Genomic DNA, 15335 nt, shown 5'->3' on the forward strand with positions numbered 1-15335 from the left:
GGTTTTTTGCTTACTAGGACAAGTTTGCAAAATGCCAAATCCACCTCATTTATTCATAAATTTTCAGTCATATAGTAAATTCTATTCAAAAACAAACAAAGGTTTTTTGTTGATGGTAAGTTTGTAAAACCATAACGAAAAACCGCCTCACCCAAAGTTTTAGCTTAGGGTGAACGGTTTTTGTGTGATTTTGATGTGAATTAAGTATAAATTTTCACCGCCATCTCTCATGACTCAATCTAGCCACATCACCCAACTGCTCAAAAATCTCCCCAATCTCCCTGGTGTCTATCAAATGCTGGGCAAATCAGGCGAGATTTTGTATGTGGGTAAAGCCAAATCCCTAAAAAACCGTGTCAGTAGCTACTTTGTCAAAACCATAGACCACCCAAAAACACGAGCGTTGGTGGCACGCATTTGTGATATTGAAGTGGTTATCACACGAGGTGAGAGTGAGGCATTGCTCCTTGAACAAAATCTCATCAAACAACACCGACCGCCCTATAATGTCATTTTAAGAGACGATAAATCCTATCTGTATGTCTTTATTTCCAAAGATAAATTCCCTTATGTGGGTATTGGGCGTGGGAAGGGTAATCATGGCGAGGGTCGCTTTTTTGGTCCTTATCCTTCATCTGGCAGTGCCAAAGAGGCTCTGTTGTTATTACAAAAGCTATTTATGCTAAGAAATTGCAATAATCATGTTTTTGCTACTGCCAAACGCCCCTGTCTAGAATATCAAATCAAGCGGTGCAGTGCCCCTTGTGTTGGTTTGATTGATAAGGTGGCATATGATGAGGCAGTGGCTGAGGCTATGGCTTTTTTGGAGGGTAAATCTTCGCAGTTACAAGAGTTACTGTCCCAAAAAATGCACGAATCTGCCGAAAATTTGCAGTTTGAAAAAGCGGTATTTTACCGAGACCGCCTCGCCATGTTGACAGACATTACCGCCCAACAAGCGGTGTATTTGGTGGGTGATGATAGTAGTGCTGATGTGTTTGCGATAGATGAACAGCATGGCTTGACGGTTGTGCATGTGCTGACGGTGCGTGGTGGCAAGGTGTTGGGCGGTAAAAATTATTTTGTAGATGATGTGGAAATTTTTGGTGTATTACAAGAGCGTTTGGGGCGGTTTTTGTTGTCCTTTTATTTGGATGTGAGTGATGATTTGCCAAATGAAATCATTATCAATCAAGATATTAATGAAAAAGACACGATTGGCTTGTTGCTAAGCGAACAATTTGGTAAAAAAACCACCATCAAAATCAACGTTCAAAAACATCGCCGTGAATGGCAACAATTGGCGATGATGAATGCTAAAAACGCCCTAAATGCCAAATTGTCTGATTTTTATGAATTAAATGAGCGATTTGTTGCCTTGCAACGAGTATTATCATTGGTGTCAGATAAAGCGATGGCGATTGACCGTATTGAATGCTTTGACATCAGTCATACGATGGGTGAGATGGCAGTGGGGTCATGTGTGGTGTTTGATGGCGGTGGAACAAGACGTAGGGATTATCGTCAATATGCCATACATGACATCACAGGAGGTGATGATTATGGGGCGATGAGACAGGTGTTGACAAGACGGTATGCCAAGCACGATGTGCCTGATTTGTTATTGATAGATGGCGGTAAGGGGCAACTAAATGTCGCCAAAGAGGTGCTAGGAGAGCTTGGTAAACTTGATGATACTTTGCTTGTGAGTGTGGCAAAAGGAGAGGGGCGAAAGGCAGGGCTAGAAGTATTGCATTTTATCAACCATGAACCCATTGATTTGCCTGCCGACCATAAAGCCCTACATCTCATCATGCATATTAGAGACGAGGCTCATCGTTTTGCCATCACGGCTCACCGTAAAAAGCGAGACAAGGCTCGTGGCTCATCAGTGCTAGAAGTTATCCCCAATCTGGGGGCAAAACGTAGGCGAGACCTACTGGCTCATTTTGGGGGAATACAGCAACTGCTTGGTGCGTCCGAGCAAGAAATCGCCCAAGTCAAAGGTATTGGCAAAGTACTGGCACGGACGATTTATGGGGCGTTGCATGGGTAGGTTGGTGCTTATTTGTTCACCAAAGATTGTGTGAGCTTGTCAATCAAATCTTGCAAACGCTGATTTTCTTGCTCCTTTTGGGCGAGCAATTCGTCCTTGTGGGTGATGATGAGATTGAGGCGGTCGATTTCGGATTGGTAACTTTCAGCATTGTGGTAGATGGTGTTTTGAAAATTGTGGTAGCCTGAATTTAACGCATAAATCACATTGCCTTCACTTTTTGAAATCAATTCCAAAATATCAATATCCAACACATCAGCAATTTGTTCCAATCGTTCCATGTTTAAACGAGTTTCGCCACGCTCAATTTTAGAATATCCACTTACCGACATAAATAAGCGTTCCGCCACGTCTTCTTGGGTAAGCTGTTTTTGTTCTCTGAGTGTGCGAATTTTGTCATAAGTGTGCATATTCTACTTTTTGGGTGGGTGATTGTCGGATTTGAGTTTGTCTAATATACCTATTTTTGGCATAATTAGCAAACGGATTTTTAGTTTAAAGGTGTTTTATGAAAAAAATTTCTGACCGTATTGGGTGTTTCAGCTCTTGCTATCCTTGCCACACAAGGGGCGTATGCTAATGATTCTGCTAAGATTTCTGCGGTGAAAAATTTGGCGGAGTATGAGCTGAGAAATCGTGCCAGTTACGATTCTGCTGGTTTTCGTAAATTTTTATCATTTGATTTCAATGACTTAATCACTGACGTGCGTGAGTTTGAAAAATTTTCTGTGCCTGATGGAGAGATGGGTTGTGTAGATTCACACGGTCTTGTGTTTGACACTCAGGACGCATCGGTTGGTTATTATTCCAATATTTACAAAAGCATCAATTACCAAGTTCTGTCAGATGGTAGAGTGAGAGCGGAGTGGTCTGCTGGACATGGACGTGAAATTGCTGTCTTTAAAGTGGTTAGCGAAGGCGGTAAATGGGTTGTTGATGATGTGTTTAGCGGTGGCGAATCTTGGAAACGAAGCGTGAAAGCGTGTATGTCAGCATACAACAGTAGCGACCTATAGTCATTATTCTTAAAATCATCGCTCTAATAGGGCGATGATTTTTTTATCAAGCAAACCTTCTCTGTCTTAAAATCTCATACAAACACACCGAGCCTGCCACGCCGACATTTAAACTCTCCTCGCCATATTGGGGTAGGGTTAGGGGCGTGCATTTTTCTAGCAAAATTTTATCCACGCCTTGTCCCTCATGTCCCATAATCAGGGCAAGCGGTGCGGTCAAATCTTTGTGATAAATCAGTCCGTCTGCATGAGAAGTTGTGGCGTAAAGTGGCACTTGAATAAATTCAAAAATTTTGTCAATCGCCACATTTTCATAAATTTGTAAACTAAAATTCGCCCCCATACTTGCTCGCAAGGTTTTGGGGTTGTAGGCATGAGCCGTGCCTGTGGTGCAAATCACCGTCTCAAAGCCTGTGGCACTTGCCGTGCGAAATAGTGTGCCAAGATTGCCCGTATCTTGAATGCCATTGATAACCAAACAATCTGTATCGATGGTTTGATTTAGTGTCAAGTTGGGTATTTCAATCATCGCCATGATGGGTAAACTTTCGCCAAGTGTGCGAATGTTTTTATATAAATTATTGTTAATGATAATGGGGTTTTTATTTAACCTTTTGAGCAAATCTTGAATTTCTTGATTTGCCAATCCACTCTCGCTGACAATGACAGTGATTGGCATTTTATTTGTCTTTAAATAAGCGTCCAATAAATGCGTGCCTTCAATTACCGTTTGCCCTATTTTTTTGCGTTTTTTTGGGTCGTTGAGTAAGGCTGATACTGTTTTAATTAAGGGATTTTCTTTGCTGGTAATAATCATGATGATGTACTGTTTTGTAAATGTGATTGATGAATGGGTTGGGGTGTTTTATTGATTATCAATTTGATATTGATATTATTATAACATAAAATTATCCTCAATCAAATTACCACATGACTCACAACCAAATAAATAGCATTTGTAGAAATAATGTAAATTTGAACGACACTCCATTTCTAAACTTGTGCTTGGTATGGATATATGATATTTCCAAATATCCAAACCTTCTAAACGGTTGGTGTGGTAATCAATATGTTCTTGAATTTTGAGTTTTCTCTTTTCATCATTGCAACATTCCAATTCTTGCTGATAATCCAAAATAATTTCTTGTGCTTGTTTTTTGTCTCCATCAATTTGGCTATACAAAAAATCTGGGTCAACATTACAAATGGCAGACCAAATCCAAGAAAAACTTGTATCAATATAATTTTCATATTTGCACAAATCATAACACTTTCGGCTTTCACCCATTAAAGCATACATGTGGGCAATATCTAACATATCGCAATTTTTACATTGGCGAGCAGTTTCCAAAGATATTTTTGCTTTCTTTTTATCGTCCATCAATAAATATAAATATATTTTATTTAAATTTATTCTATATTGGCACTCATCAAGCTGATTGCTATCAATAGATAAATTATCTTTATTTAGATAACAATCGTAAAGCTCACTTAGAGCATCATCATAATAACGGCTGGCTAGCCTATAATCAAAATTTAGTGTATAAAGATTTGCTAAATTATTATAAATATAAACCAATTCATAACAATGACTTTGTTGGCAATTTTTTGGCAAACTTTTAAATTTTTCTAGGGATTTTTTATGTAATTCAATAATTAAATCAGAGTTATTTTCTACTGAAACGATATTTGCCATATTGCTGTAATCTGATTTTTTTCAACAAAAGATTGGTATAAGCCATATAAGGATAAAACGATTTAGGATTTTTATCTATCAATTCTTGAAACAAACTCAAAGCCAATTCATCCTCCCCATATTCATAATACGCCCAAAACGCATAATTATGAGTATTTTTAATGTTTGGATTGACTTCATAGGCTTTTTTAAAATACTCCAACTCTTTATTGCCATTAGGATTTTTTAAATAATAAAAGGCAATTTTGGACAATAATTTATCGTCATTGGGGGTTTGTTTTTCTAGGTTTAGTAAAGTTTCTAATTCAGTCATTTTGTTTCTTTTAAAACCTTTACATTAAATCTTCTATTATTAAAAGCCAGATGATATTGAACACATATTTTATCACTTACCCTAAATCTATCGTATTTATCTTTATTAAAGGTGTGAATCTTATCTTGATAATTTAAGTCAAAAAACTTCTTTTGATGAACGACCGTCCGAAACAAGTCTAATATTTGAAATTTCTCCGCAAATGGTTGTTGGTGACACTGTTTTTGATACATAAAATTCAACAATATAATGCGGTAAAAACATAAAAACCATAAATAGACCAGCACCAGTAGCAGAGGATTGAATAATAGCAAAAATATAAGCAACAAGAACTGGTAGTCCAATGATAACAAAATTATAAAAATCCACAATAAAATACAAAATAACCAAAAAAGAAAAAACAAATATCGTGATAAATAGATTATCTTTTATGGTATAATAAGTGGATATAAAATAATCAATCATCAAACAAAGTTTCCAATTCACTAACATCTGGTGGCAAATCTTTAAATTCAGGAACATCAAAATCCATATCACCGATTGCCTGATATTCCATACAAGCATCATATAAGGTTTTTGGGTTTTTTGGCGACAAATCGGATAACAATTCTTGTAACTGCATAAAAGTAGAATAATCCAATTCTAGCTTAACTTTGGCAACATCATCGCTATTTTGTTTTTTAATAAAAACGCTATTATTCTGCAAAGTAGTGTATAACTGCTTTGCATTGATATTGGTGTTAGAATTAATATTCATATTAACTCCTTCTTATTGATCAAGAAAATAATACCAATTCATTTAATGAAAAATTAAAACCACCATCTTTCTTATTTAATATTAAATCAAAAATAACAATACTTAGATAAGATTGCGGTAGTTCTTTTATTCTATTCCAAGATTTTATCTGCCAATTTTCTAGCGTTGCTCTCTCTGACAATCTTTCAATTGAGCCAATTATTGTATTAGAAGCATGTTTTTTACTATATGTGCCTTTTGAATAATTTGCAACAGCATCACGACACCCTTTATCAATGAAATAATAAACTTGGCTGACAGCATAATCGTTTAATATTTTATTAAAAACATACCTTGTTTTCTCACCTGCTGAAAAATTAAGGTTGTATTCATTGATTTTATAAGTCAAATAAGATAAGCATTCTTCCAATGCTGACCTTTTGAAAATATCATACAATGCTTGATGATTTTCTGTATCATTTATTGAATTTTTAATGTCTTTTTCTAATTTTTCTATAAACTCATTTGTACGCAACCCATTAAAATTTGGGATAATCCATCTGACCCTTTCTAAATAAAAGCTAAATCCATCAACTTGATTCTCTCTCCAATCAATAGATTCTTTTGTGCTGTCTGGGCTAATTTGTATTAAATTGTTATGATATAGGTGCTTTAAAAGCTCTGCACTAAAATCTTGACTTGGTGTTAATTTTTGATTGAGTCTTGATGTTACAGAATCTAAATACGATAGGTCTTCACTAATGCACATTTTAATGAGTGATAATAAATACAACTTATCCAAGAATGTTAAATCGTCATAATTCAATTCTTTGCTCAAAAAACTATCTGCACTATCACAAAGATACTGGTATCTTTTTAGTTCTAGGCGATGTTGTTCTTGCTGTCGTTTTTGTATTTCTTCTTGAATACATTGACGACAAGTAGTACTGCTGGTATTTTTGGTGTTTTTAAAATCTGTTCTGTTTTTAAAAACATAAGGAGAAAGGCATTTTGGACATTGAATGGTATCTGAGTGAACCAAGCAACATCTTTCCAAGGTTTTGGACAGTTGAGTATTGTTGATTTGATATTCTTGGCACAAATCTTTTGCAGTATGGATAAAATTATTTTCTTTATCCAACTCCCAGTATTTTTGACAAATTTCTTTTTCCAAGTCAGTTATGTTGGGTGAGAATATCAAATTCATTATTCATTTCCTCATATCAAGTAAAAATCGGCTCATCTACCTTTTTCATCACAAGGGCAAATTTTAAGACATCAGGCGACATTTCTTTAAAAGGATTGGCAATTTGACACACCCAACCAGAACCTAATGCCCCCTCTATTTCATTGCCCTTTTTATCCCACATTTTATCAAGAGTATAGATGATATTGCCTTGTGGGGTCATAATTTCAATTTCATCGCCCACCATTAGTTTATTTTTGATGTTAAGCGTTAATCGCTCATCACTAATACTTTCCACTTCCGCCACAAATTGCTGATGGTCGGTTTTTGATGAGCCATATTCATAATTTTGATAATCAGAATGGATATGCCGTCTTAAAAAACCTTCGGTATAACCTCTATTGGCAAGACCGTCCAAAGCACTAATTAAACTTGTATCAAATTCTTTGCCTTCATAAGCATCATCAATCGCCTTTCTATAAACTTGGGCGGTTCTGGCAACATAATAATGCGATTTGGTTCGCCCTTCAATTTTTAAAGAATGCACGCCCATTTTGGTTAAGTCTGGGACTAATTCCACCGCCCTTAAATCTTTTGAATTCATAATATAAGTGCCGTGCTCATCTTCATACATTGCCATCAATTCGCCTTTGCGACCTTGTTCTTCTATGAGCACCACTTCATCGGACGGCTTTTCTACATAATCATCGCCCATCACAACATCGCCATTTAAATTAACATTGGCAATGCTATTTTCATTTTGAGTTGGGATAAAAATTTGTGCATTAGACATATTATCGGCAGTGGCTGGCACAATATCGCCTGTTTCATTTTCCACCGCTTTATAAGTATTATAAGACCAACGGCAAGCATTGGTACAAGTGCCTTGATTGGCATCTCGTTTATTAATATAGCCTGACAATAAACAGCGACCTGAATACGCCATACACAAAGCCCCGTGCACAAAAACCTCAATTTCCATATCAGGGACTTCATTGATAATTTGTTCAATTTCTTTTAATGACAATTCTCGGCTAACAATGACACGGCTAATGCCCATCGTTTGCCAAAATTTGACTGTTGCCCAGTTTACCGCATTGGCTTGTACCGATAGATGAATGACTTGATGGGGAAAATGCTCTCGCACCATCATAATCATTCCAGCGTCCGACATAATTAAAGCGTCTGGTTTCATTTCAATGACAGGGCGAATGTCTTCAATAAAGGTTTTTAATTTGGCATTGTGGGCTTGGATATTGACCACAACATAAAATTGTTTGCCCAATGAATGGGCATATTCAATTCCTTTACGCAAATTCTCTTCATCAAAATCATTATTTCTCACACGCAAAGAATATCTTGCTTGTCCAGCATAAACAGCGTCCGCCCCATAGGCAAAGGCATATTGCATATTTTTAAAAGTACCAGCAGGGCATAAAAGTTCGGGTTTTTTGGTGAGTTGGGTTGAGGTTTGGCTCATGATGATGGCTCTGAATTTTATTCTAAACTTACTATTATAACAAATATTTGGCAGAGGTTTGATGATTGTTTTGTTACTTAAAAATATAAATGATTATCATTAACATATTTAATTATACATTAATAATGTACTTATTGGTTATTTGTTGAAACAAACTCTTAAAAATTTTTTTTTAAAAATGTTCAATTTTCATACAAATGTCTTTTTTTTTTCAAAAAAATTATTTATAATGCCTAATATTTTATCTGTGTTTTGTGATTATTCACATCTTTGGGGTGTTGTGTGTCGGACAGCCGTTATCATATCCATCTTGCCTGTGTTCCTGATGACGTGAGCATACAGACAGCTCAGGACGATTTGTCAATATTTTTAGAAGATAGAGCATTTATTACCCGAGATTTGCTTGTGGTGGGGCAGGAGTCTGCCAGTTATAGCCGTCGTTGTGTGAATGAGTGTGATTTGGTGGTGTTCATCATTGGACAAGAATACGGTCAAGTCAATCAATCTGGGGTTAGTCAGCTTCATCTGACTTATACCAACGCCAAAACCAAACAAAAGCCCATGTTGATTTTTGTTAGTCAAGATTTGACCAATACCAGAAATCGCCATTTGGCAGATTTGATAAACTCCATTCAAAACCAACAGTCGCACACCATTAGTTTTGGTTCGCATACTGGGTTAAAACAAGTATTAACATTGGCGTTTGATAATCTAGATTTGCCTGCTCAAAAATGGAATTCTTATGAACGTGAACGTACTGCCGTTGATGCCAAGACCGCCATTGAAATTGTCAAAAATTCAGTAGAAACGTTAGACATTGAGTTGTTTGAAGGGATTTTATCCAACCACAAAATCGACCTTGATTTGTCAGCCACGCCTTCTTTGATATCCTTAGATGATGAAGTGTCGCTAGATTGCACCGCTCACGTGTTTGAGGGTGGGACGCTCATTGAGGTGGAATTTGTGTTTACCTTGACATGGAGGCGAATATTGCAGGCGTTGGAGGAGTTAAAACTGCCATTTTCAGAGCAGGGCTTGTCTCGTTGTCTTAATGAGTTGATTGATAAACATCAAGTTGATGAGATGATTATGGTTCAGCACCCCAAATCCCACGCCATCAGCCGTCATCAGATTAAAAAAACAGAATTAGCTCGAGTCAAAGCTGAATTGCAATCAGCAGGGTGGATTGTATCGCCCGGTTCAAATATGTTGTGGATTGTCAGCGATGATATCAAACAAACGCAAGGGAGAGGGGTAAATGATTGATATAAAAAGCAATCCTTTGGTTGATGTAGATGATGAGCACTTTTCACAGTTACAGCACACCATGCACCAAGCCGACAAAAAACGTACTTTGGAGGAGCAGGTGGCTTATCTAAAATCACAAGGTATTGACCCTGCCAAAACTTATGCCAACTGGGACGATGATAAAGAAGATGATGATTGGTAAATGGTAATATGTCATGTGTCGGTTTAGGGATTGTGATGTAACACAATCAAACGAAAACAGCTTTTATCGTTAATTTTTAGATAGCGGATTTTGGCGTTGTTTGCTTCACTAAACGATTGAGAAAGGTACAGCCCTAGCCCTGTGCCTTTTTTGCTGGTTGTAAAAAAAGGATTAAAAAGCATGGGAATGTCTGACTCTGGTACGCCTTCGCCATTGTCTATCACATCAATAAATACCGTCTCACCTTTTTTGCTAATCATGATGGTTACGTCTGCCTCACCAAACAAATGAATGGTATGGCGTAGGGCATTGTTCATCAGATTGACCATGATTTGTTCTAGATGGTTGGGGTCAAAATAAATGGTGATTGGTTTTGGGGCGATGATGTCAATGAGTGCTTTGGGATAGTGCTGGGTTACAAAATTGCCAAACCATGATTTGAGTTCGATGACTTTTTGGTTGGGGGCTTCTTGACGTGATAGGCTAAGCACGTCTTCAATGATGTTATTGACACGTCTAGTTTGGTTGAAAATAATCTCATAAAACTCTTTGTTGATGTCTGTCTCGTCAGCAGTTTCTAATAGGAGTTGACTGGCTTGGCTTATGGCTCCTAGTGGATTTCTGATTTCGTGGGCGATGCTGGCGGATAACTCGCCCAAACTTGCCAATTTCATCATCTGGGCGTGGCTTTGTTCACGGTTGATGTCCTCGATGATAAGTAGTTGCCCATGACTATAAAGTGGTTTGTTGTTGATGCGTAGGCGGTCGGATAAGCTGTTGTGGTCAGGGGTGAGCTGATAATGGAGTGTGGCAGGAATTTCTGGGTCAATGGTGCGATACCATTGGAGTAATTCTCGGTGTTCTTTGGCAAGAAAGCGAGCTACTTCGGTGAGTGTGGCAGGCGTGTCGCATTTGTCAGCATCAAAGGGGAGGCGAAGTAGGTTTTCGGCAGACTTGTTTAGCATGATGATGTTGCGGTCAGTATCAATAACCAACACGCCATTGACCATATTTTTGACGACAGTGCGGTTAAGTAGGTTTAGTTTTTCTAACTCTTGGGTGTGTTTGATGATGGCGATTTCGGCAGCGGTCAAACGTTGAGAGATGGACCAACTTAAAAATCCTACCGCCACCAAGCATATCATCAATAGCCAGTAGTCATGGTTGCTAAGACTGTCTTGGTTGTTGTGAAAAGTTTTTTGGTAAGTGATGGTAGACAGTACAAACAGCATGAGTGGTGTTGTCCACGACAACGGCAATAGCATAAAGCTGGCCGAAATCGTAATCATGTACAATAGGGCGATTTGTAGATGGCTGATGGGGCTGTGGTTGTTGTAAAATGCCAAAACCACAATGTCTAATACAAAACCAAACAATAATTGATGGCGAGCACGCTTAGGCAGTAGATAAAATAATGTCAACAATACCAAGCTCAATGCCACATAAGCACCCACCAACACCAACTCAAAGACACTAGGGGGCGAGACATCTGTAGACTTGCTAAGTGCAGCACTGGCAAGCAACAAAAATATGGCGATGGTCAACCGATAAATACTGTACGTCAAGCCCACCTGACGAACACGAGTGTCCGAGGCGAGGGATTCTTGTGCGACGTTGGCAAACAAAAACCATGAAGTTTTCACGCTGTTTGCAATGTAGCGGTAAATGTCGTGTGGGGTGTACATGGGTGCTAGCCAGTTTGAATTAGCCCATAACGCATGGCAAGGTGGGTGAGTTTGACATCGCTGTCTACACCCAATTTTTCAAAAATGCGATAGCGATAGGTATTGACAGTTTTGACGCTAACAAAAAGTTGGTCGGCGATTTCTTGGGTGCTTTGACAATTTACCACCATGATGAGCACTTGTTTTTCACGTTCGGACAAACTGTCTAGGGGATTTTTGTGGTCGTCTAGGACATTCTTGGCAAGCACATCAGCAATCTCGTGGCTAAAATAGTTACCACCACCATATACCTTTTTGATGGCCTTAATCATCTCATCAATCGGCGTGCCTTTGGTAATATAGCCACTTACACCTGCTTTGAGAAGTAAAGAAGGATAAGGCTCGGCAGATAGGCTAGATACAGCAAGAATTTTGATGTTGTTATCAAATTGTTTGATGCGTTTGGTGGCTTCTACACCGTTGACATTTGGCATATTGACATCAAGCAGAACCACATCTGGCTTGCACTGCTTGGTACGAGAAATGGTTGTTTCGCCACAGTTGGCCTCGGCGATTACTTGAATCTCGGGGTCATCGTCCAGCATACGCACAATGCCCATTCGCACTAAATCATGGTCATCAGCGACCAGCACTTGTATCGTCATCGGTTTCTCTGTGTTCTATTTTTGTTAATTTTACCACAAGCTACGAAAAAGTGCCAAAACATCAAAAAAAATCCTATAAACGGTGTATAAATTACGATACATTTGTACTATAATTTTAAGATACGCTAATAAGTAAAATTTTGCTTGTGATTGTCAAAGGTTGCTTAAATGTTACTGAATGTGGTAAAAATAAATCCTTACAAAACAGTGTGCTTTTTTGGGTTTTTGGCAACAAATGAGCAAAAATAATATGTTACAATAGACAGTATGTCAGCCTACAATATCATATAGGTGGATAATACTGGCGTGTTTGGTTTTGTCGGTTAAAGTGGTTTAAGTTTTTAAATTGATACTAAACAGTAAAAATCAACACATTTGAGCGGATTGCCATGCAATCCTAACAGTGAACCAATCGTATGAAGTATAAGGGGATTACGATGAAACGAAACACCACAACTCAAACTCAATTCACTAAACGTGCTTTGGGCACACTAAGTGCGACTGTATTGACTGCTATGTCAGTATCAAATGCTCATGCGTTTTTGGTGGATAATAGCCAACAAAAAGTCATTTATATCGGCAAAGGCGATGCCAGCAATATGCAAGCTGTACCTGTGAAAGAGGTGCGTCAAGTATCCATTCAGGCAGGTTCTACCGAACAGGCACACCAAACCCAAGCTCAATTTCAGCAATACCAACAACAAGCAGTACAATACCAACAGCAGTATGGCACAGGTTATAACACCCAATACAATAATCCAAGTTACAACAATCAGCCATACCAAACCCAAAATTATGGTCAGCAAACCAACAATTATGCCAACTATTCACAGCACGCTTCAAGTTTTGAGCGTTTGGCATTAAGCACCAACTCATCAGCAGTTGCGGTGTATGATTTGCAAACAGGTCAGCCCATTTACGAAAAAAACATCAACACCAAACGCTCTATCGCCTCCATCACCAAGATGATGACCGCAATGGTGCTTATGGACGCAGGTCTAAACATGAATGAGGAGATTACACTCATCTCATCTGACCTTGTGGGTGCAAAGCAGGCGAGTACCAATTTGCGTGCAGGCGACCGTTTGACTCGTGCTGAGTTTATTTTGATGATGCTAATGAAGTCAGAAAACCCAGCCGCCAAAGCGTTGGCTCGTACTTATCCGGGTGGTTATGATGCCTTTATTAGTGCCATGAACCAAAAAGCGTATAGCTTGGGCATGACCCAAACCAGTTTTTCTGATTCATCTGGTCTAAACCCTCGCAACGTTTCATCAGCTTCTGACCTCGTCAAAATGATGCAAGCCATCAACAGTTATCCGCAGTACCAAACCATTCGTACGTTCTCAACTGCCCCAAATTATGACTTTTATATCAACAACTACAATTCGGGTGGTCGTACTTATAAAGCCAATAACACCAACCGCCTAGTGCGTTCTGGCAGTTATCCGATTGGTGCATCAAAAACTGGCTACATTCGTGAAGCAGGCTATTGTGTGGTTATGGAAACTCATGTCAACAACCGTCCTGCGGTGGTGGTATTGCTTGGAGCGAGTGCCTCAAACAACCGTTGGAATGATGCTGAGAATATTTTGACCCAACTTGCCTATTTGCATTAATTTTAAACACCAAAACGCCCATCGTCATCGGTGGGTGTTTTTTATTGGTTTTTTGTAAAAAAATGCCCAACTGATGAGTTGGGCATTTAAGGTGTATGGATTAGTATTTACGAACAGTACGAACTTGTTCACGCCATACTTTTTTCTTATAACGCTTAACAGCGGCTGCTTTTTTGCGTTTACGTTCTTGGGTGGGTTTTTCGTAAAATTCTTTTTTACGTACGTCAGCCAAAACACCTGCTTTTTCGCAAGCACGCTTGAAACGGCGGATGGCAATATCCACTGGTTCGTTTTCTTTAACCTTAACTAAAGGCATAATTAACTCCAATACAAGACAAAGTTTACATCAATCTGGCTGTATTATTATAAAGCTGGTACGGTCTTGGGCGTAGGCATCAGCTCAGATTGGAAGGAATGTTTGAAAAAACCACAAAATTATATCAAAAAAAACTTGATGTATCAATGTTTTTTATGTTTTAATTTTTGGAACATGACCACCACCGCCACAATCAAGCAACCTGCAATAAAGCCAACCAAACCATTATATAGGTTTTCGGTTAGGCTACCAAATACACCTGATAAATGTGCCAAATGTTCTGCTTGATGGTGAAGTATACCAATGCCATGTACCAAAATGCCACCACCCACCAAAAACATAGCAAGCGTACCAGCAATGGATAAAAATTTCATGAGTTTTGGGGCGAAGGCAAGAAGTAAATGCCCCATTTTTTGACTGCCAGCATTGGGCTTGTTTGCCAAATGATAGCCAACATCGTCCATTTTGACAATGAGTGCAACCAAACCATAAACACCCACCGTCATGATGATGGCAATGGCGGACAAAGAGAATGTTTTGGTCATTAAGTTGGCATTGGTCATGGTGCCAAGTGAAATGACAACGATTTCGGCGGATAAAATAAAATCGGTACGAATTGCCCCTTTGATTTTGTCTTTTTCAAGTTCGGCAAGGTTAACCCCTTCGGCATTGGCTTCTAGGCGTGCTTGGTGTGCTTCTTCATCATCTAAGTCGTGGGGTAGAAGTTTTGGGGCGAATTGGTGCAAAACTTTTTCAGAGCCTTCAAAACATAAAAAAGCACCACCCACCATAAGTAGTGGCGTGATGAGTATGGGGGCTATGGCACTAATGACAAGTGCGGTGGGTACCAAGATGAGTTTATTGACAAAAGAACCTTTGGCGACCGCCCACACCACCGCCAACTCTCGGTCAGCACGCACGCCTGCTACTTGTTGGGCGTTGAGAGCCAAATCATCACCCAATACGCCTGCGGTTTTTTTGGCGGCGACTTTGGTTAAAATAGAAACATCATCAAGTACAGTGGCGATGTCATCTAAGAGAATTAGTAAACTTGTCATGAGGTGTATTTGTAGTAATTTTGCCAATTTTATCACAAAATCGGCAAATTGGTGGTGTGTTTACAATTAAAAATAAGGTG

General features: G+C 38.7%; 17 protein-coding genes. 5 read left to right on the forward strand and 12 right to left on the reverse strand.

The features are described 5' to 3' along the window. Positions 1-229 precede the first annotated feature (229 nt). Positions 230-2056: an excinuclease ABC subunit UvrC gene (uvrC, locus tag MOB01S_RS02365; RefSeq protein WP_066800998.1), complete on the forward strand. Its 1827-nt coding sequence runs from the start codon at positions 230-232 to the stop codon at positions 2054-2056. Between the two features lie 8 nt (positions 2057-2064). Here uvrC and MOB01S_RS02370 read toward each other — a convergent pair whose 3' ends face one another. After that, entirely contained in the window at positions 2065-2466 is a 402-nt protein-coding gene (locus MOB01S_RS02370; RefSeq protein WP_066801000.1) for a helix-turn-helix domain-containing protein, read from the reverse strand. 120 nt (positions 2467-2586) lie between these two features. Here MOB01S_RS02370 and MOB01S_RS02375 point away from each other — a divergent pair, with 120 nt between their 5' ends. After that, positions 2587-3072, forward strand: a complete 486-nt coding sequence (locus tag MOB01S_RS02375) for a hypothetical protein (RefSeq protein WP_066801002.1) — start codon at positions 2587-2589, stop codon at positions 3070-3072. A 46-nt stretch (positions 3073-3118) separates the two neighbouring features. On the opposite strand, the gene MOB01S_RS02380 is transcribed toward MOB01S_RS02375, so the two are convergent. The 7 genes from MOB01S_RS02380 to trhP form a co-directional block, all read right to left on the reverse strand. Then, positions 3119-3889 carry a TrmH family RNA methyltransferase gene (locus tag MOB01S_RS02380; RefSeq protein WP_066801004.1) on the reverse strand — a complete coding sequence of 257 codons (771 nt, stop codon included), beginning with the start codon at positions 3887-3889 and terminating at the stop codon, positions 3119-3121. A 78-nt stretch (positions 3890-3967) separates the two neighbouring features. After that, positions 3968-4768, reverse strand: a complete 801-nt coding sequence (locus MOB01S_RS02385) for a hypothetical protein (RefSeq protein WP_066801012.1) — start codon at positions 4766-4768, stop codon at positions 3968-3970. After that, positions 4740-5081: a tetratricopeptide repeat protein gene (locus MOB01S_RS02390; protein ID WP_066801014.1), complete on the reverse strand. Its 342-nt coding sequence runs from the start codon at positions 5079-5081 to the stop codon at positions 4740-4742. The genes MOB01S_RS02385 and MOB01S_RS02390 overlap by 29 nt, the downstream gene beginning before the upstream one ends. Positions 5082-5219: 138 nt before the next feature. After that, positions 5220-5549, reverse strand: a complete 330-nt coding sequence (locus MOB01S_RS02395; RefSeq protein WP_157073870.1) for a hypothetical protein — start codon at positions 5547-5549, stop codon at positions 5220-5222. After that, positions 5539-5838, reverse strand: a complete 300-nt coding sequence (locus MOB01S_RS02400; RefSeq protein WP_066801018.1) for a hypothetical protein — start codon at positions 5836-5838, stop codon at positions 5539-5541. The genes MOB01S_RS02395 and MOB01S_RS02400 overlap by 11 nt, the downstream gene beginning before the upstream one ends. Positions 5839-5857: 19 nt before the next feature. Further along, complete coding sequence (locus MOB01S_RS02405; protein WP_066801020.1) at positions 5858-7024, reverse strand: hypothetical protein; 1167 nt, start codon at positions 7022-7024, stop codon at positions 5858-5860. Positions 7025-7040: 16 nt separating this feature from the next. Next, positions 7041-8483 carry a prephenate-dependent tRNA uridine(34) hydroxylase TrhP gene (gene trhP / locus MOB01S_RS02410; RefSeq protein WP_066801023.1) on the reverse strand — a complete coding sequence of 481 codons (1443 nt, stop codon included), beginning with the start codon at positions 8481-8483 and terminating at the stop codon, positions 7041-7043. 282 nt (positions 8484-8765) lie between these two features. Between trhP and MOB01S_RS02415 the strand changes: the two genes are divergently transcribed. Continuing rightward, a complete protein-coding gene (locus tag MOB01S_RS02415; protein WP_066801026.1) occupies positions 8766-9749 on the forward strand; it encodes a DUF4062 domain-containing protein in 984 nt (327 codons plus the stop codon). After that, positions 9742-9933, forward strand: coding sequence for a hypothetical protein (locus MOB01S_RS02420; protein ID WP_066801029.1), 192 nt, complete (start codon positions 9742-9744; stop codon positions 9931-9933). The genes MOB01S_RS02415 and MOB01S_RS02420 overlap by 8 nt, the downstream gene beginning before the upstream one ends. Before the next feature lie 23 nt (positions 9934-9956). Here MOB01S_RS02420 and MOB01S_RS02425 read toward each other — a convergent pair whose 3' ends face one another. Continuing rightward, complete coding sequence (locus MOB01S_RS02425) at positions 9957-11618, reverse strand: sensor histidine kinase (protein WP_066801034.1); 1662 nt, start codon at positions 11616-11618, stop codon at positions 9957-9959. A gap of 5 nt (positions 11619-11623) precedes the next feature. Further along, complete coding sequence (locus MOB01S_RS02430) at positions 11624-12262, reverse strand: response regulator (protein WP_066801037.1); 639 nt, start codon at positions 12260-12262, stop codon at positions 11624-11626. Positions 12263-12699: 437 nt separating this feature from the next. Here MOB01S_RS02430 and MOB01S_RS02435 point away from each other — a divergent pair, with 437 nt between their 5' ends. Next, positions 12700-13881, forward strand: a complete 1182-nt coding sequence (locus MOB01S_RS02435) for a D-alanyl-D-alanine carboxypeptidase family protein (RefSeq protein WP_245639983.1) — start codon at positions 12700-12702, stop codon at positions 13879-13881. Positions 13882-13981: 100 nt separating this feature from the next. On the opposite strand, the gene rpsU is transcribed toward MOB01S_RS02435, so the two are convergent. Next, complete coding sequence (rpsU, locus tag MOB01S_RS02440) at positions 13982-14197, reverse strand: 30S ribosomal protein S21 (RefSeq protein ID WP_066801040.1); 216 nt, start codon at positions 14195-14197, stop codon at positions 13982-13984. Between the two features lie 143 nt (positions 14198-14340). Further along, positions 14341-15255: a DUF808 domain-containing protein gene (locus MOB01S_RS02445; RefSeq protein ID WP_066801043.1), complete on the reverse strand. Its 915-nt coding sequence runs from the start codon at positions 15253-15255 to the stop codon at positions 14341-14343. Positions 15256-15335 lie beyond the last annotated feature (80 nt).

Source organism: Moraxella oblonga NBRC 102422 (assembly GCF_001598275.1).
GTDB classification, from domain to species: domain Bacteria; phylum Pseudomonadota; class Gammaproteobacteria; order Pseudomonadales; family Moraxellaceae; genus Moraxella; species Moraxella oblonga.